Below are 16,563 nucleotides of genomic sequence, written 5' to 3'. Positions count from 1 at the left end.
TTGGACGCATGAGCCTCCCCACTCCTGCCGCCGATCGCACCGCGCTCGTCACCGGAGCGTCGTCCGGGATCGGTACGGCCCTCAGCCGTGAACTCAGCCGCCGCGGGCATCAGGTGGTGCTCGTCGCCCGCCGGGCCGAGAAGTTGGAGGAACTGGCCACCGAACTGCGGGCCGCGGGCGGCCGGGCGCACGTGCTGGGCGCCGATCTCTCCGACCGCTCGGCCCGGGCGACCCTGCTCGACCGGGTCGGCGAACTCGGACTGACCCTGGACATCCTCGTGAACAACGCCGGCCTGTCCACGCTCGGCCCGGTGGCCGCGTCCGATCCGGAGGCCGAGATGAACATGATCGAGGTCGACGTGACGGCCGTCGCCGACCTGTGCAGCCGCGCACTGCCGGGCATGGTGCAGCGGCGTCGCGGCGCGATCCTCAACGTCGCGTCCACCGGGGCGTTCCAGCCGCTGCCCGGGCAGGCGGGGTACGGCGCCTGCAAGGCATTCGTCCTCTCCTACACCGAAAGCCTGACCGGCGAACTGAAAGGCACGGGGGTCACCGCGACCGCACTCTGCCCCGGACCCGTCGACACCGGATTCGGCGAGACGGCCGGTTTCGCGAAGGAGGACGCGGAGGCCGCGCTGCCCAGCTTCATGTGGGAAAGCCCCGAATCCGTGGCCAAGACCGGCATCGACGGGCTCGACAAGGGACAGATGGTCGCCATCCCCGGTTTCGCGAACCGGGCGGCGTCCGTCTTCGCGCGCCTCGCGCCGAACAGGTTCCTCGTTCCCGTCCTGGCCAGCCGTCATCCCGGTTTGCGGACGTAGGCGCCGCCCGTCGGTTTCCGCCGATACCCACCGAGCCCAGTCCGCTCGCGCCGTTCGAGCACCAGAACTTCCTCACTCCGACCGATCTCGACTACTGGAATCCGTTCGTCAGCGCGAACCGGCTCACCTCGCCGTTCGGAATCACCAACCGCATCGTCTGCACCGGGTTCCACGGCTGCTGCTCGATTGCTGGCAGGCCGACCGGAACGGGCAACCCCACAAGCTCGTCAAGCTGTCGCTGGACTTCCCCGGGTCGCTCGGCGCCTCGCTCCTGGGCGGAGGTCCCGGGCACTTCGTCTACCCGGGTTTCGTTCCGGGCAGCTGAGACCGATTACAACGGGTCGCCCTCGACCCGTCCAGCCGGAAGCGTCCGGCCACAGATCGTGAGTGCGAGATCCTCGCCTGCTCCGCTCAATTCGGCACCCGACCCGTACGACCAGCCGAGGTCCGTGGCCCGCAACCTGCGGCCCTCGATGTCGACGCCGAAATTCGAGTGTCCACCGCCGGCCGTGAGGTCGTTGAGGACGATGCGGATCGTCGCCTCGGGTACACGGCGCGGCACCCCCAGCGGCACCGTGACGTCGAGGCCGTGGATCACCACATGGTTGAGCGCTCCGTGATAGCCGCCGCCCGGCGGAGTCCACCCGCGCATGGTGTCCGAGCGCAGGTCGGCGACGAGATCTGCCGTTGCCAATTCGGCGTCACTACGGGCGATCTCGTTGGACAGCCGGGTGAAATCGAACTCGCACTCACGCAGACGGGTCATGAACCGCTCCTCGGAGTACCGCGCCGCCATCGTGACATGTGCGACCACTTCACGAATCCGCCAGCCCTCGCACAGCGAAGGCGTGTCCCATTCCGCATCCGAGATCCCGTCGAGGAGATCGGCCAGGTCCGAGAACTCGGTCGCAACCGCACGCTGCAGGACGGCATCATCGGTCATCGCAGTCAGCTCCCATCGGATGTGTTCTCCACGATCACCGTAGACCGAAACCGCCGAGTATTGCGCCAGTCGAACATGATTGGTAGAGTCGAACATATATTCGAATGACCTTGGGGGAGGTTGGTCATGGGGGAAGTAGTGGCACCGGACCTGGAGGAGTTGCGGGCGTTCACGACGCGGTTGCGGTGCGTCGAGGCGTGTGGCGATGCGGGGTTGGGGATCGAGTGGCTCGACGCGGTCGAATCCTTGAAGTCGGTGGGGTGTGCGGTACAGGCGGTCGTGACCGATGACGTCGCCACCTGCATGCGGGAGGACCGGAAGGCCCGTCGGTTGCCGCGGGCGGAGTGGGATCGCGGCATCGCCTCACAAATCGCGTTGGCGCGCAGGGAATCCCCGAACCGCGGTGGCCGGCATCTGGGGTTCGCGCAGGCGGTGGTCCACGAGATGCCGCACACGTTGGCGTTGCTGCGGTCGGGTCGGTTGAACGAATGGCGTGCCACCCTGCTGGTGCGGGAAACAGCCTGCCTGTCGGCGGCGGATCGGAAGGTCGTCGACCATCGGTTGTGCTCGGACCCGGACATTCTCGACGGCGTCGGCGACCGCGGGTTGGTCGCGAAGGCGAAGGCCCTGGCGGTGGAACTCGACGCCGCCGCGGTGGTGGCCCGGTACCGCAAGGCCGTCTCCGAGCGNCGGGTGACGACGCGGCCGGCNCCGGATTCGATGGCGTATCTGAGTGTGCTGCTGCCGATGGAGCAAGCGGTGTGCCTACGGGCGACGCTCGGGCGGGACGCCGACAGTCTNATCGCCACCGGCGAGAGCGGTGGCCGCACCCGGAATCAGGTGATGGCGGATTTGTTGTTCGACCGCGGCACCGGAGCCTCGGTGGCGTCGGGGGTGCCGGTGGCGGTGAATCTGGTGATCTCCGACGAGGCCTTGTTGGCAGGGGAGAACGAGGCGGCGGATGTGGCGGGGTTCGGTCCGGTGCCGGCGGGGATCGCCCGGCAACTGGTGGCGAATGCCCTCGATGGTGATACCGCGGTGACCTTACGAAACGTGTACTCGTGCCCGTTGTCGGGGGCGTTGACGGCGATGGAATCGCAGTCGCGGGCGTTCCCGAAAGGCTTGCGGACGTTGATCGACCTGCGCGATCGGACGTGCCGCACCCCGTGGTGTGATGCGCCGATCCGCCATCACGACCACATCCTCTCCCGCCGCAACAAGGGCGCCACCACCGCGCACAACGGGGCCGGTTTGTGCGCNGCCTGCAACTACGCGAAGGAAGGCGACGGCTGGACCGCCCGCCCCGTCAGGCGGCACGGCCGCACGCATCTCTTCGACCTCGGCACCCCGACCGGTCACCACTACCGATCCGCGGCCCCACGCCTGCCGTCCGCGGCACGGAGGTCGGAAATCGAAGCGCTCCTTATCGCACACCTCCGAGCGTCATGAGGTGGTGGGGGTGACCCCTTCGGTCATGCCCGTCCCCCCGACCAGGAAGTGAGTTCGGCGATGTCTCCGTGCAGGGCCGACTGGTACGTGAGCATCAACTCCTCCACGCCGCCGAACTGGTCGCCGACGTTGTGGGTGTTCTCCGCCGACAGTTCGCGGTCGCCGGAGCGTGCGATGAGTTCGTCGATGCGGCTGTCGAGGCTCATCGCCCGGTTGACTGCCAGCACGGACCGCAGTTGCACCTCGGCCCGGGACAGCAGGTCGCCGATGCGCGCGAGTGCGGCGACGCGGTCGACCAGTTGATCCCACACCGGTTTCAGCGCGTTCTGCCGGGCCTCGATCTGCCTACGGGCGCCGTCGGAGTGGGTGGCGCGCAGCGCTTCGTCGAGTTCGATTCGGATTCCGCGCAGTGCGACGGTGTCGACGGCGATCTGCGTCAGTTCTTCGGCGAGGTCGAGTTGGTAACGCTGGACCGCGAAATGTTCCGAGTGCCACACTTCGGAACCGTCGATCCTGTCGAAGAGCATCCCCGCCAGGTAGAGGAGGGTGTCGTACGAGTCGGCGAATCTGTCGTTGTCGAGATCGGCGCCCTTGCCGATGGCGTCGGCGACGCGTTTTCCGACCGCGGCCATCGGGGTGTTCCCGGCCGCCTGGCCGATGCGTTCCGCTGCGGCGCCGCGGGCATAGTTGCCTGCACGTTCGAGAGCGGTGCCCGCGATCGGCGCCGGTGTGCATTGCAGCGCCCGGAACAGTGCCTCACGTTGTTCGAGATCCAGGTGCACGCCTTCGCGCCGATCCCGCCGCATGGCCCGGACACCGTTGCCGTAGTGCGCAGGCGACATCACCACCGCGGACCGATACGACTGCAGTTTGCGGCCCAGTTCGGTGGCACGGTACTTGAACAGCAGTTGCGCCGGACCGGGGCGCAGGCTGCCGGTGCGCCGCGCGACCTGGTTGTATTCGTCCGTCACCAGGCGCAGCGCCCCGAAGCCGCCGATCGACGGGATGGTGCGCCCCGCGCGACGCCGGTTGGTGAGTACCTCCCGGGTGGGAGCATCGAGATGCCCGGCGGCGATCAGCACGGCGGCGGCGTCCGACAGCGGGGCGTGGGTGCCCGCGATCGTGGACCGTTCACACCAGTCGCGGACCTGGAAGGAGATGCGGGCACGACGCTCTTCGTACTGGGCGCTTTCCGACATCGGACCTCCTGGCAGTTCGCTGACCACCCACTGTCCCAGAATTTCGTCGGACGCGCCGCGACCGCTCGGGACGGGTGCGGTTCTAAGCTCTCCCCCATGACTGACACGGTGCGTGCGGTACTTCTGTTCGCGGCGGCAGTGGTGGTGGTGGCCGGTTGCGCCCGCTCCGTGGACGGCTCCCCCGAGACCGGCGCCGTCGCAGGGCCCGCGACCACATCTGCGGTGACGAGCGCCCCGAAGACCACCACCACGACCGCCCCGAGGTCCACGACGAGCAGCAGCAGCACCACCACGTCTACGAGCGCAACCGCGACCGCCACCACCACGACCAGCACCCCGGCCCCGGCCGACCCGCAGGCGTTCGCAGGCACCGCGGCGGGGAGTTACTACTTCACCACGCCGAGCACCAAGTTCCACTGTGCGATCCTGACGGGCGGCGACCTCCCGACTGCCGGCTGTCACGGCCCGATGCCGGCGTCGGCGCCGAAGGTCCCGGGCGCCGGCGCGTCCGGCACCGCGGTCACGCCCAACGCGATCGAGGTCACCGGCGGCCGCCCGGGTCAGTTCGCCAGTGCCGGCGACCCGCGGTTCTACCCCCTCGACGGATCGGCCGCCCCCGCGCTGTCGTATGGACTGCCTTTGCAGGTGAACGACCTGACGTGCGTCGTCGACGAGGCCGCCGGGGTGTCGTGCCGCAGCGAGGCCGGTCACGGATTCACGCTCTCGGACAGCGCGTTCCGGGTGTGGTGAGCCGGCTCAGCCCAGTTCGTCCGAGCGCCGTTCCATCAGTGTGCGCAGCAGCGTGTTCTCCTTCGTGGTGAAGCCGATCGACTCGATCTCCCCGATGCCACGCCCGATGCCCTTGCGGACGCCGTCGAGCATTCTGGTGACCGCGCGTTCGGGAACACCGAGCCGGCCCCCGCATTCGACGAAGTGCCTGCGGTTGAGTTTGTTCGCCTTGCCGTAGAAGTCGAGGGCCATTGGGTCGCGCCACCCGAGGTACGGCTGGGTGCAGAGCAGGTCGTAGGCGGGTGTGACGCTCCACAACCCCGATTCTGCGAGCTGCACGGAGAAGTTCTTGCCGTGCAGGTCGCCGTTGCCGATCGCGTACGAATAGGCCACCAGCCGAAGCAGTTCCAGGGTGGCGACGCGCGCCGATCCGCCGCCGCGCTCGCACACGCCTGCGAGTGCGGTGATCACGTTCTCGGTCTTCAGCCGGTACTTGGCGGCGGGGAACATCCCCATCACCTGGCACGCATCCTCCTGGGGTGTGCGGATGACACGGCCGGACGCATCGACTCGACGGTCGAAACGCGCGACGAGCAGGCCGGCGTTGCCTTTGCCGTCGTGCACCAGTTGGTGGTCGGCGACGGGCAATCCGCACTGCGCGGCGAGTCCCATGAAGAAGTGCTCGTTCTCGACCAACTGCGGGTATCCCTGCGGTGGTGAGAGTTTGAGAATGGCGGGGCCCTTCTCGGTCGCGATCGGTGTCGAGTACATCTGGGCCGACACCTTCGCCTGCACCCCGGGCAGCGAGGTGGGGTCCAGTTTCACGGCCTCGTGCCCCGACATGTGCTCGAACAGCGCCCGCAGGTCCTGACGCTCGATCGCGTCGGGGTCGAACACGGGTGCGGTCTCGGGCGGCGGCACCCCTGTGGGCAGGACGCGCACGTCGCCGATCGTGTCGGCTCCGACCGCCATCAGGATCGTGAGGTGATCGTCCTCGGATGTCTTGGTGGCCGCGACCGCGCCCCGCAGCCGGATCCCCTCGGGGAGGAGACCCGCGAAGAACGGCGGGACGCTACCCCCGCTGGCACGCACCTCGGTCGACGAGGTGGGGATCGTCCACGCGACCTGCGGGGCGCCGGGGTCCTGCAGGTAGGCGGGGTCGTAACGGAAGACGACGTCCCCGCCCTCCCGCACGAGGCTGCCCGCGAGGCGGTCACCCTTGTAGACGTCGGCCCGGTCGACGCCGCTGAGGTTCTCGACCATCAGGCCTCCACCTCGACTCCCGAACGTGTGAGCAGCGCCAGACGGCATCCCATGGCGTCCGCGACGGCGTCGACGAGATCCAGTTGGACGGTCCCCCGGCCCGATTCGATCGACTGCACACTCGATCTCGACACCCCGGCCAGGTCGGCCAGTTCCGCCTGGGTCAGTCCGAGTTGGTGTCGCCGTGCCACGAATCCGTCGGAGATCCCGCCGGTGTCGGTTCGCTCGCGGCGGCGTGGGGTAGCCATGGCAGCCTCCTGGATCAGATCAAAGCTTGTGGACGGATGCTTAACGCCAGTGTGCGCCGATTCTGCGCCGAAGTCCATGCCTATGACTGCGAACGCAGGCTTAGAGGCCGAAGACGATGAAAACACGGGCGCACCCGCCTTTACGCCTGCGATCGCAAGCACAGGCATGGTTGCGGCACCCACCCCCTACCCTGGTTACATGCGCATAGGAGCACACGTCCGCCAGGACGAGGATCCGATCGGATACGGCGAACGGCTCGGCGCCGACGTCATTCAGATGTTCCTCACGGACCCGCAGAAATGGGAGAAGCCCCCGGCGCATCCGCGGACCGACGAGATCCGCGACAGCCCCATCGACGTCGTCGTGCACTCGTCGTACGTGATCAACGTGGCCAGCCTCAACAACCGGCTCCGGATGCCGTCCCGCAACGCCGTCGCGCAGCAGGCCCAGGCCGCCGCCGACATCGGCGCGTTCGGGCTGGTAGTCCACGGCGGACACGTCCGCGACGGCGAGGATGTCAACGCGGGGATCGTCAACTGGCGCAAACTGTTCGAACGCCAGGCCGACAAGGGCGGATTCCCCGTCCCCATCCTCATCGAGAACACGGCCGGCGGCGACTTCGCGATGGCGCGGCACTTCGACGCCATCGACCGACTGTGGCAGGAGGTCGGCGATTTCGGCGCCGGCTTCTGCCTCGACACCTGTCACGCCTGGGCGGGCGGCGAGGATCTGGTGGGGGTCGTCGAACGCATCAAGGCCATCACGGGCCGCATCGACCTGGTGCACCTCAACAACTCCCGCGACGAGTTCGATTCGGCCCGCGACCGGCACGCCAACCTCGCCGAGGGAACCATCGACCCCGAACTGCTCGCCGAGGTCGTGCGGACCGCCGGCGCACCCGTCGTCCTCGAGACGCCGGAGGATGGGCTGGCCGACGACCTCGCGTATCTGCGGGAGACCGTCGGTTAGTCGCCCAGCCTGCCGGTCAGCCTGCGGTACCGCTCCTCGCTGACCGGATTCAGGCCCTCCACGGTGACGTCGGTGCCGCGGGTCGCGTACTTCGTGGTGATGCCGTCGAGCGCGGCCACGGTGGAGGCGTCCCAGATGGTGGCGCCCGACAGATCGATGACCACGCGGCCGGGGTCGTCCGCGTAGTCGAACGAGAACACGAGATCGTTGGACGAGGCGAAGAACAGCTGACCGCTCACCCGGTACGTCTTCACGTCACCGTCGAGTTCGCCGCGCACGTCCACCATGTGGGCCACCCGGCGCGCGAACAGCACCATCGCGACGAGCACACCGACACCCACACCGATCGCGAGATTGTCCGTCGCGAGGGTGCCCGCGACGGTGCTGAGCATCACCAGGGTCTCGCTCAGTGGCATCCGCCGGAGCGTGCGGACGCTGTGCCAGTCGAAGGTCGTGGCGGCCACGAGCACCATCACGGCGACGAGCGCCGCCATCGGAATGGTTCCCACCACGTCGCCGAGACCGACTACGAGAATCAGCAGAAACGCACCCGACAGGAACGTCGACAACCGGGTTCGGGCCCCACCGGTCTTGACGTTGATGATGGTCTGCCCGATCAGCGCGCACCCGCCCATGCCGCCGAAGAGTCCGGTCACGATGTTCGCGACGCCCTGCCCCCACGACTCACGCGTCTTGTCCGAATGCGTGTCGGTGACCGAGTCCACGAGTTTGGCGCTCATCAACGATTCGAGGAGCCCGACGACGGCCATCGCCAGCGCGAACGGCGCGATGATGCGCAGGGTGTCGACCGTGAGCGGTACGTCCGGCAGCCCGATGAGAGTCGGCAGGCCGTCGGGCAGTTCGCCCTGATCGCCGACGGTGGGCACCGCGACACCGGCGAGGACGGTGAACGCGGTGAGCCCGACGATCACGAGTAGCGGCGCGGGCACCGCCGTGGTCAGCCGGGGAATCCACACGAGCAGAGCCAGACCGGCCGCGAGGAGCGCGTACACCGCCCACGGCACGTTCGTCAGATACGGGAACTGGTGCACGAAAATGAGGATTCCCAGCGCATTGCAGAATCCGACCATCACGCTGCGCGGCAGGAACCGCGTGAGCCGCGCCACCCCGAGGACGGCGAGGACGATCTGCATCGCACCGCCGAGGAACACCGCCGCAATGAGGTACTGCAATCCGTGCGACGCCATGAGCGGGGCCAGCACCAGCGACACCGAACCGGTGGCCGCGGAGATCATCGCGGGACGGCCGCCGGTGAACGCGATGGTCATCGCCATGATCGCGGCGGTGAACAAGCCCACCCGCGGATCGACACCCACGATGATGGAGAAAGACAACGCCTCCGGGATGAGGGCCATCGCCACGACGAGCGCGGACAACGACTCGATACGAAACACTGTCGGATGCAGCCACACCGGCCGTCGGAGAGCGAGAGAGGACACGGCGAGACAATCCTTCTTCCTGATGGGGACCCGAAGATCCTATCCGGGAAGCGTTCGACCAGTACGGTTAGCTGATCCGCCGACAGAGGAGGAACACCGTGCGACGCACACTTCCGGCCGCCCTGATCGCCGTCCTGACCGCACTGTCGCTGGCCGGGTGCGGAAGCTCCGATTCGGGTCCGGTCATCGACCAGGTTCGCGAATCGGGCGTCCTGAAGGTCGGCACCGAGGGCACGTACACACCGTTCAGCTACCAGGGTCCCGACGGTCAGCTCACCGGGTACGACGTCGACGTCATCCGTGCGGTCGGCGACAAACTCGGTGTCTCCGTCGAGTTCACGCAGACCCCGTGGGACTCCATCTTCGCGGGCCTCGAGGCGAAACGCTACGACCTCGTCGCCAACCAGGTGACCGTCAACGACGAGCGCACCCAGAAGTACGACCTGTCGACGCCGTACACCTACTCCGAGGGTGTGATCGTCACCCGCGCCGACGACAACGCGATCACCTCGCTCGCCGACCTGAAGGGCAAGACGACGGCGCAGTCCGCGACGAGCAACTGGGCGCAGGTGGCCAGGGACGCGGGCGCGAACGTCGAATCCGTCGAGGGTTTCGTGCAGGCCATCACGCTGCTCAAGGACGGCCGGGTCGATGCCACCGTCAACGACAATCTGGCCGTCGCCGAATACCAGAAGCAGACCGGGGACACCGGGGTGAAGGTCGCCGCCGAGACCGGTGACACGAGCGAGCAGGCGTTCGCGGCCCGCAAGGACAGCGGCCTGATGCCCGACATCGACAAGGCCCTGGACGAACTGCGCGCCGACGGAACGCTCGCGCAGATCTCGCAGAAGTACTTCGGCACCGACGTGTCGGCACCGACCAACTGAGAGCCTGCCCGTGGACGACGCAACGGTCCAGCTGATCCTGGACAACCTGTGGCCGATGCTGAAGGCCACGATCACGATGACGATTCCGCTGACGATCATCAGCTTCACGATCGGTCTGGCGATCGCGCTGCTGGTGGCGCTCGCCCGGATCTCGTCGATCAGACCGCTGTCGATGCTGGCCCGCTTCTACGTCTCCATCATCCGCGGCACCCCGCTGCTGGTGCAGTTGTTCATCGTGTTCTACGCGCTGCCGCAGTTCGGTGTGACGCTCGAACCGTTCCCGGCGGCGGTGATCGCGTTCAGCCTCAACGTCGGCGGTTACGCGGCCGAGGTGATCAGGGCGGCGATCCTGTCGATCCCCAAGGGGCAGTGGGAAGCCGCGCAGACCATCGGCATGGGCTACACCACCACCCTGCAGCGGATCGTGCTGCCGCAGGCCACGCGGGTGGCCGTCCCGCCGCTGTCCAATACGCTGATCTCGCTCGTGAAGGACACGTCGCTGGCATCGACGATCCTGGTGACCGAACTGCTGCGCGTCGCCCAGCTCGCGGCCGCACCGACGTTCGACTTCTTCGCCCTCTACGGCATCGCCGCGCTGTACTACTGGGTGATCTGCATCTTCCTGTCGGCCGTCCAGGTCCGGCTCGAAGCCCGACTCGACAGGTATGTGGCCCGATGACCGACACCCCTCCCCTCCTTCAGGTATCCGGCGTCGAGAAGTCGTTCGGCGACCATCACGTTCTGCGCGACATCAGCTTCGACGTCAGGGCCGGCACGGTGACCGTCATCATCGGACCCTCGGGCTCCGGCAAGACGACGGTGTTGCGGACCCTCAACGCCTTGGACGTGGCGGACCGCGGGGTGATCTCCATCGGTGACGAGTCGGTGGACTTCGGCGCCGAGGTGGGCCGGTCGGCGCTGGCCAGGTTCCGCGCGCAGAGCGGCATGGTGTTCCAGGCCCACAACCTGTTTCCGCACAAGACGGCGATCCAGAACGTCACCGAGGGCCCGATCGTGGTGCAGAAGCGGCCCAAGGCCGAGGCGCGCGCGGACGCGATGCGGTTGCTGACGCAGGTCGGTCTCGCGGAGAAGGCGGACCAGTACCCGTACGAATTGTCGGGCGGTCAGCAGCAACGGGTCGGAATCGCCCGGGCACTCGCCCTGAAGCCGAAACTGATGTTGTTCGACGAACCCACGTCCGCGCTGGACCCCGAACTGGTCGGCGAGGTGTTGCGAGTGATCCGGGACCTCGCGACCGAGGGCTGGACGATGGTGATCGTGACCCACGAGATCCGGTTCGCGCAGCAGGTGGCCGACCAGGTGCTGTTCGTCGACAACGGTGTCGTGCTCGAACGTGGCACCCCGAAGGACGTACTCGTCAATCCGACCGTGCCGCGACTACGACAGTTCCTGCACCGAATTCTCGACCCGCTGTGAACCGTCAGCGCAGCGTCTTCTCCATGAGCACGACGCTCGGCCACTCCACGTCGAAGTCCCGGCGACCCACCGGGAAGAATCCCTGCTCCTCGTAGTAGTCGCGGAGCCGGGAATTGGTCTCGACGCATTCGAGCCGCACGACGGACGCGTCCTCGGAGCGGGCGTGCTCGTCGACCCACCGCAGCAACTGGGCGCCCAGTCCGGCGCTGGCGTGCCTGCGGTCGGTCATGACCCGGGCCACGTACGCGGCCGGGATGTCGTCCTCGAGCCACACGTCCGGATCGGATCGCAGTACCCGAAGCGCCCCCACCACGATCCCCGCGAACCGCGCGACTCGCCATTCCCCGAATTCGATCTGCTCGCGCACGTCGGCGAGCGACACCTCACCGCGGGCGGGCGGATCGATTTCCCTGGCCAGGAGCCAATCCTCTGCGTCCCAGTGCATCTGAACGATGTCTTCAGCCTGCTCGAGTTCTGCCCGCTCCACGGTGACCGCCATGCACACACAGTAACCATCCCGCTTCGAAAACAAACCACCGCTGCAGCCGTGTCTATCTGCGACGATGTGACTGGAGTTACAGTTACATCCTGGGACAGTTACCTCAGGGCGGTGGTAGCGATGAACCTGTTTCGTGCGGTGGTCCTGATGACACTGTCCACCTGTGCGGCCGCGTATGTGTGCGCCCACCCTCCGCGGGCGGCCGCCCAGCCTCTCGGGCCCGAATCCATTCTCCCGTCCCCGATCGTGGACGACGACTTCTTCGTGTGGCCGCCGAACGTGGCGGACTTCGCGGCCGGCGAGATCATCCGCTCACGGGAAGTGACGCTTCGGGCGGTGCCGAACCAGCTGGTCCCGCATCGGGCGCACCAGATCATGGTGCGGTCCAACGATTCCAAGGACCGTCCCGTGCCGGTGACGGCGACCGTGCTGGTGCCGACGGCGGAGTGGACCGCGCCGGGTCCGAGACCGGTGGTCGACTACAACATGCCCATCGACTCGCTGGGCGCCCGGTGCACCCCGTCCTACAAGATGGTGCACGACTGGCAGACCCTCGACCTGGACATCCCCCCGGTGCTGTCGCTGTTCCTCGCGAAGAACTACGCGGTACTCGTGCCCGACCACCAGGGACCGCGGATGGCGTACAGCGCGGGACGGATGGCGGGTCATGCCGTGCTCGACAGCATCCGCGGCATGAGGCAGCTTCCCGGCCTCGGGCTCTCGGACAGCCCGGTTCTCGCTACGGGATACAGCGGTGGTGCGATCGCCACCGGCTGGGCGGCGCAACTGCAGCCGACGTACGCGCCGGACGTCGCTCTCGCCGGCGCCGCCGCGGGCGGGACCCCCGCCGATTTCGGGTTGCTCCGCCGGACGATGAACGGCCAACTCGGTTCGGGTCTGTACCTGTCCGCCGTCCTCGGGCTCGCCCGCGAATACCCGGAGATGCTGATGCTGGCGAATCCGCTCGGCGTGGCGCTGGCGACGTCGCCGCTGAAGGACCAGTGCATCCTGGCCCTCGCACCGGCCGGGGTCGCCGCGCTGCCCGTCGAACTGTTCGCCGCCGTCCCCGACCCGTTCGGCACTCCCACGGCCCGAACGGTGATCGCCGAGAACCGGATGGGCGCGCTCACCCCGACCGCACCGGTGCTGCTGTATCACGGGTCTTCGCGAGTGTTCCTCGGCGACGAGTGGATTCCGGAGGACGGGGTGATCACACTGCAGCAGGAGTGGTGCCGCGGCGGTGCCGACGTCACCTATGCCCCGCAGTTCGGCGAGCACCTCACCGCCGCCGTGTTCGCGCTGCCCGAGGTGGTGCAGTGGATCGACGACCGGCTGGCCGGAGTGCCTGCGCCCACGGGGTGCCGCTGACGGCTACCCGTGCGCGTGCGGCAGCAGCAGATCGGCCTGCCCGACCCCGGCGACGCGTGCCTCGTCGAGCCACGTCGCCGTCTGCTCCCGCGCCCGCGTGATCAGTTCGTCGGCGTCGCCGAAATCGGCGGGACTCGTGTCCAGCGGGCACAGCGGGGGCACCACCCGGATGTCCGCGACGCTCTCGTACCGCTCGATGTCGAGCGCGAGCCGCTGATTGATCGCGAGCGTCACGCCGAGCAACCCCATGCCCAGCGCACTTCCGGGAACCTTCGACAGGGTGCAGGCATATCCGGTGGGAAGTACCCACACGGTCGTCGCCCCCAGTTCGATCGCGTGTGAGATGGGCGTGTTGTTGACGACCCCGCCGTCCATCAGCGCCCGGCCGTCGATCACCACGGGCGGGAGGATGCCGGGCAGCGACGCGCTCGCGGTGACGGCGTCGACGGCAGGCCCCGTCGACAGCCGGACGTCCTTGCCGGTGAGCACGTCGACGGCGATGACGTGCAACGGGATCGGCGCGTCCTCCATCCGTTCGAACCGGAGATGCTGCGCCAGCAACTTCCTGATGGCGCGGTTGGAAACCAGATGGTTGCGGAGCCCGACGAAACCGGTGAATCCGGTGAGCAATCCGGCGGGAAACACCGCGCTGCGGGTGAGACCGCGCCACAGGTCGGCCAGTTCGCGCAGGTCCGCGTCGGAGGAACCCCCGGCGAGCCAGGCGCCGTTGAGCGCACCGACGGACGTGCCGACGATGAGGTCCGGCCGAATGCCCCTGCCGATCAGGGTCTGCAACATTCCGACCTCGATTGCCCCGAGGCTCGCCCCACCCGACAGAACGAAAGCTGTTGTCATGCGGCCACCGTAACCGGTCAGCCCCGGCGGTACAGGCCGGCAATGTCGTCCGCGAAGCGCTCGGTCACCACGGGACGCTTGATCTTCAGGGTGGCGGTCAGCTCCCCGCCTGCCTCCGTGAGGTCGCGGTCCAGGACGACGAACCGTTTGATCGACTCCGTGTGCGAGACGGTGGTGTTCGCGTCGTCCACGGCGTCCTGCAGGTCTCCGCGCAGTTCCTCGTCGTCGCGCAGGTCCGCCACCGTGGCTTCGGACGACTTGCCGTGCGCGGATTTCCACTTGCGGAATTCCTGCGGATCCACGGTCAGCAGGGCACCGATGAACGGGCGGCTGTCGCCCACCACCACCGCCTGCGAGACGAGGGGGTGTGAGCGGAGCCGGTCCTCGAGCGGGCCCGGCGACACGTTCTTGCCGCCGGCGGTGATCAGCAGATCCTTCTTGCGGCCGGTGATGGTGAGATAGCCGCTCTCGTCCAGGTCGCCGAGATCGCCGGTGCGAAACCAGCCGTCGTCCAGCACTTCCCGGGTGGCGTGTGCGTTGCGCCAGTAGCCGCCGAACACGACGCCGCCGCGCAGTTCGATCTCGCCGTCCTCGGCGATGCGCACACTGTTGCCGCCCAGCGGCTGACCGACCGTCCCGATCCGCTGGGCGCCGGGGACGTTGACGCAGTGCGCGGCCGTCGATTCGGTGAGGCCGTAGCCCTCGTAGACCGGAACCCCGATGCCGCGGAAGAAGTGGCCGAGCCTCGGCATCAGCGCCCCGCCGCCCGAGATCGCCCACCAGCACTCGCCGCCCAGGGCGGCACGGAGTTTCGCGTAGACGAGCTTGTCGGCGACCGCGTGCTCGAGGCGGAGCCGCAGCGGCGCACCGCCCGTGTCCTGGGCCTCGCTGTACGCCACCGCCGTGGCCTCGGCGAAGTCGAAGATCCGTTTCTGCAGGCCGCCACCGGACGCCGCCTTGCGGGCCGCACCGTCCCGCACCTTCTCGAACACGCGGGGAACACCGAGGATGGTGTTGGGCCGGAAACGTTCGAATTCACCGGTGACCGTGCCGAAGTCGGACCAGTGCGCCTGCGTCGCGCCGCCTTCGAACATCGCCAGCGACACCGCCCGCGCCAGCACGTGCGCCAGCGGAAGGAACGTCAGCACCCGGTTGCCCGGCCGGGCGACGTCGCCGATCGGCGCCGCGAGCAACGACCGCACCTCCGACAGGAAGTTCCGGTGGGTGAGGATGCAGCCCTTGGGACGGCCCGTGGTGCCGGACGTGTACACGAGTGAGGCGAGGTCGTTGGCGGTCAGCGCCACCACCCGCTTGAACACCTCGGAATCGTCGATCGACAACCCGTCCTTGATGAGCGTGCCCACCGCGTCCTCGTCGATGGTGAGGATGCGCTTCAGCGTGTAGGGGATGCCGCCACCCTCGAAACTCGACGCGTGGGCCGGGGTCTCCACGAGCGCCGCGACGGCCCCCGAATCCTCGATGATCCACCGGATCTGGTCGTGGGAGGAGGAGTCGTAGATGGGGACGGACGCCGCGCCCGCCGCCCAGATCGCGTAGTCGAGCAGCGACCATTCGAATCTGGTCGACGACAGCAGTGCCACCCGGTCGCCGGGGCGGACCCCGTTGGCGATCAGACCCTTCGCGACCCCGGTGACGAGTGCGCCGAAGTCCTTGGCCGTCACGTCGACCCACCCGCCGGACTCCGGACGCGTGTACATCACCCGATCCGGGTAGCTCTCGGCGTGCGCGAACACCCGGAGCACGGCGTTCTCGTGGTCCGACACGCTGAACGTCGGAGCGCTGGTGTATTCACGCACGGGTGCCGTCTCCGATGCTGTCGTCGGTGTCGCCGCCCTGGCGGAACTTGCGGAGGTGCCGGGCGAACGCGGCGATCTCGCCGTCCGACCAGGAGGCCACCCGGTCGCGGACTTCCTCCACCCGGCGGGCGTCGGCGCCGGCCAGCACCGCGACGCCGACGTCGGTGAGGCTCAACGGGTGACCGCTGCGCAGCGGTCCCGGTTCGGCGTGCACCCAGCCCTCGTCGATGCAGCCCCGGAGTTGACGCGACACGGTGGAGCGGTGCACGCCGAACGCGTCCGAGATCTGGGTGGCCCGGCATCCCGGATTGCGGGCGACGAACGAGAGCAGCGAATGTTGAGCGAACGTCGGGGATCCGACGGGAGGGCGGTCACCGGCGACCAGTTGGCGGACGAGGCGGACGAGTTCGTCATGGACGGCCACCACACCCGATGCGGGCGTTTCCTCCGGCTCGACCTCGTTGTGTTGCACACTGCAACTGTATCCGACCACCCTGGCGTCGACCACCCGCACCCCCGATTCCCGTTGTCCTTCGCTCGCCTCACGTTCTGCCCATACTGCTACCGATGCGCCGGAAATTCATTCGGCCGCAAAGGTCACACGGTCACAATTGGAGA

At 68.1% G+C, this 16,563-nt stretch carries 17 protein-coding genes and 1 pseudogene; 9 read left to right on the top strand and 9 right to left on the bottom strand.

The features are described from left to right. The first annotated feature begins 8 nt into the window (after positions 1–8). The gene (locus CA951_RS12365) at positions 9–821 is read left to right on the top strand and encodes an SDR family oxidoreductase (protein ID WP_087557116.1); all 813 of its coding nucleotides are present in this window, start codon (positions 9–11) and stop codon (positions 819–821) included. Next, positions 812–1,146: pseudogene (locus CA951_RS44130) on the top strand (hypothetical protein); the annotation flags it as partial. The gene CA951_RS12365 and the pseudogene CA951_RS44130, both read left to right, overlap by 10 nt. Positions 1,147–1,152: 6 nt before the next feature. Here the strand turns inward: CA951_RS44130 and CA951_RS12355 are convergent. Beyond that, the gene (locus tag CA951_RS12355; RefSeq protein ID WP_179220179.1) at positions 1,153–1,764 is read right to left on the bottom strand and encodes a maleylpyruvate isomerase family mycothiol-dependent enzyme; all 612 of its coding nucleotides are present in this window, start codon (positions 1,762–1,764) and stop codon (positions 1,153–1,155) included. A 126-nt stretch (positions 1,765–1,890) separates the two neighbouring features. Here CA951_RS12355 and CA951_RS12350 point away from each other — a divergent pair, with 126 nt between their 5' ends. Beyond that, positions 1,891–3,213 carry an HNH endonuclease signature motif containing protein gene (locus CA951_RS12350; protein ID WP_087557114.1) on the top strand — a complete coding sequence of 441 codons (1,323 nt, stop codon included), beginning with the start codon at positions 1,891–1,893 and terminating at the stop codon, positions 3,211–3,213. Between the two features lie 23 nt (positions 3,214–3,236). Here the strand turns inward: CA951_RS12350 and CA951_RS12345 are convergent, their stop codons facing one another. After that, positions 3,237–4,412, bottom strand: coding sequence for a hypothetical protein (locus tag CA951_RS12345; protein WP_087557113.1), 1,176 nt, complete (start codon positions 4,410–4,412; stop codon positions 3,237–3,239). A gap of 96 nt (positions 4,413–4,508) precedes the next feature. On the opposite strand from CA951_RS12345, the gene CA951_RS43415 reads away from it, so the two are divergent. After that, a complete protein-coding gene (locus CA951_RS43415; protein ID WP_179220178.1) occupies positions 4,509–5,162 on the top strand; it encodes a hypothetical protein in 654 nt (217 codons plus the stop codon). A 6-nt stretch (positions 5,163–5,168) separates the two neighbouring features. Here the strand turns inward: CA951_RS43415 and CA951_RS12335 are convergent, their stop codons facing one another. Both CA951_RS12335 and CA951_RS12330 read right to left on the bottom strand, forming a co-directional pair. Continuing rightward, positions 5,169–6,404, bottom strand: coding sequence for a type II toxin-antitoxin system HipA family toxin (locus CA951_RS12335; protein WP_087557112.1), 1,236 nt, complete (start codon positions 6,402–6,404; stop codon positions 5,169–5,171). Continuing rightward, on the bottom strand, positions 6,404–6,652 hold the full coding sequence (locus tag CA951_RS12330; protein ID WP_087557111.1) for a helix-turn-helix transcriptional regulator: 249 nt from the start codon (positions 6,650–6,652) through the stop codon (positions 6,404–6,406). The genes CA951_RS12335 and CA951_RS12330 overlap by 1 nt, the downstream gene beginning before the upstream one ends. Before the next feature lie 199 nt (positions 6,653–6,851). Between CA951_RS12330 and CA951_RS12325 the strand changes: the two genes are divergently transcribed. Continuing rightward, entirely contained in the window at positions 6,852–7,622 is a 771-nt protein-coding gene (locus CA951_RS12325) for a deoxyribonuclease IV (protein WP_087557110.1), read from the top strand. On the opposite strand, the gene CA951_RS12320 is transcribed toward CA951_RS12325, so the two are convergent. Beyond that, a complete protein-coding gene (locus CA951_RS12320) occupies positions 7,619–9,082 on the bottom strand; it encodes a SulP family inorganic anion transporter (RefSeq protein ID WP_087557109.1) in 1,464 nt (487 codons plus the stop codon). The two genes, CA951_RS12325 and CA951_RS12320, sit on opposite strands and share 4 nt — an antisense overlap. A 98-nt stretch (positions 9,083–9,180) precedes the next feature. Here CA951_RS12320 and CA951_RS12315 point away from each other — a divergent pair, with 98 nt between their 5' ends. From CA951_RS12315 to CA951_RS12305, 3 genes are read left to right on the top strand one after another with little or no spacing between them, the layout of a single operon-like run. After that, positions 9,181–9,969, top strand: a complete 789-nt coding sequence (locus CA951_RS12315) for an amino acid ABC transporter substrate-binding protein (RefSeq protein ID WP_087557108.1) — start codon at positions 9,181–9,183, stop codon at positions 9,967–9,969. A gap of 10 nt (positions 9,970–9,979) precedes the next feature. Beyond that, positions 9,980–10,648 (top strand): amino acid ABC transporter permease, encoded by a 669-nt coding sequence (locus CA951_RS12310; RefSeq protein ID WP_087557107.1) that lies wholly within the window; start codon positions 9,980–9,982, stop codon positions 10,646–10,648. Further along, complete coding sequence (locus CA951_RS12305) at positions 10,645–11,406, top strand: amino acid ABC transporter ATP-binding protein (RefSeq protein WP_087557106.1); 762 nt, start codon at positions 10,645–10,647, stop codon at positions 11,404–11,406. The genes CA951_RS12310 and CA951_RS12305 overlap by 4 nt, the downstream gene beginning before the upstream one ends. 4 nt (positions 11,407–11,410) lie before the next feature. Here CA951_RS12305 and CA951_RS12300 read toward each other — a convergent pair whose 3' ends face one another. After that, positions 11,411–11,905 (bottom strand): GNAT family N-acetyltransferase, encoded by a 495-nt coding sequence (locus tag CA951_RS12300; protein ID WP_087557105.1) that lies wholly within the window; start codon positions 11,903–11,905, stop codon positions 11,411–11,413. 120 nt (positions 11,906–12,025) lie between these two features. Between CA951_RS12300 and CA951_RS12295 the strand changes: the two genes are divergently transcribed. Next, a complete protein-coding gene (locus tag CA951_RS12295; RefSeq protein WP_087557104.1) occupies positions 12,026–13,273 on the top strand; it encodes a lipase family protein in 1,248 nt (415 codons plus the stop codon). A gap of 3 nt (positions 13,274–13,276) precedes the next feature. On the opposite strand, the gene CA951_RS12290 is transcribed toward CA951_RS12295, so the two are convergent. Genes CA951_RS12290 through CA951_RS12280 form a run of 3 tightly spaced genes read right to left on the bottom strand, consistent with a single transcriptional unit; the run spans position 13,277 to position 16,459 of the window. Then, positions 13,277–14,128 carry a patatin-like phospholipase family protein gene (locus tag CA951_RS12290; RefSeq protein WP_087557103.1) on the bottom strand — a complete coding sequence of 284 codons (852 nt, stop codon included), beginning with the start codon at positions 14,126–14,128 and terminating at the stop codon, positions 13,277–13,279. 17 nt (positions 14,129–14,145) lie between these two features. After that, positions 14,146–15,945, bottom strand: coding sequence for a long-chain fatty acid--CoA ligase (locus CA951_RS12285; RefSeq protein WP_087557102.1), 1,800 nt, complete (start codon positions 15,943–15,945; stop codon positions 14,146–14,148). After that, positions 15,938–16,459, bottom strand: coding sequence for a MarR family winged helix-turn-helix transcriptional regulator (locus CA951_RS12280; protein ID WP_087557101.1), 522 nt, complete (start codon positions 16,457–16,459; stop codon positions 15,938–15,940). The genes CA951_RS12285 and CA951_RS12280 overlap by 8 nt, the downstream gene beginning before the upstream one ends. Positions 16,460–16,563 lie beyond the last annotated feature (104 nt).

This window comes from Rhodococcus sp. NCIMB 12038 (genome assembly GCF_002165735.1).
GTDB lineage: Bacteria > Actinomycetota > Actinomycetes > Mycobacteriales > Mycobacteriaceae > Rhodococcus_F.
The sequence above is the reverse complement of the archived record's forward strand: the minus strand, read 5'-3'. Positions and strand labels throughout refer to the sequence as shown.

Excerpts from the sequence above, each read along its gene's own strand:
- CA951_RS12305 (WP_087557106.1), top strand. The coding sequence starts at position 10,645 with ATGACCGACACCCCTCCCCTCCTTCAGGTATCCGGCGTCGAGAAGTCG.
- CA951_RS12335 (WP_087557112.1), bottom strand. The coding sequence starts at position 6,404 with ATGGTCGAGAACCTCAGCGGCGTCGACCGGGCCGACGTCTACAAGGGT.
- CA951_RS12345 (WP_087557113.1), bottom strand. The coding sequence starts at position 4,412 with ATGTCGGAAAGCGCCCAGTACGAAGAGCGTCGTGCCCGCATCTCCTTC.
- CA951_RS12330 (WP_087557111.1), bottom strand. The coding sequence starts at position 6,652 with ATGGCTACCCCACGCCGCCGCGAGCGAACCGACACCGGCGGGATCTCC.
- CA951_RS12365 (WP_087557116.1), top strand. The coding sequence starts at position 9 with ATGAGCCTCCCCACTCCTGCCGCCGATCGCACCGCGCTCGTCACCGGA.
- CA951_RS12295 (WP_087557104.1), top strand. The coding sequence starts at position 12,026 with ATGAACCTGTTTCGTGCGGTGGTCCTGATGACACTGTCCACCTGTGCG.
- CA951_RS12290 (WP_087557103.1), bottom strand. The coding sequence starts at position 14,128 with ATGACAACAGCTTTCGTTCTGTCGGGTGGGGCGAGCCTCGGGGCAATC.
- CA951_RS12325 (WP_087557110.1), top strand. The coding sequence starts at position 6,852 with ATGCGCATAGGAGCACACGTCCGCCAGGACGAGGATCCGATCGGATAC.
- CA951_RS12300 (WP_087557105.1), bottom strand. The coding sequence starts at position 11,905 with ATGGCGGTCACCGTGGAGCGGGCAGAACTCGAGCAGGCTGAAGACATC.
- CA951_RS12355 (WP_179220179.1), bottom strand. The coding sequence starts at position 1,764 with ATGACCGATGATGCCGTCCTGCAGCGTGCGGTTGCGACCGAGTTCTCG.
- CA951_RS43415 (WP_179220178.1), top strand. The coding sequence starts at position 4,509 with ATGACTGACACGGTGCGTGCGGTACTTCTGTTCGCGGCGGCAGTGGTG.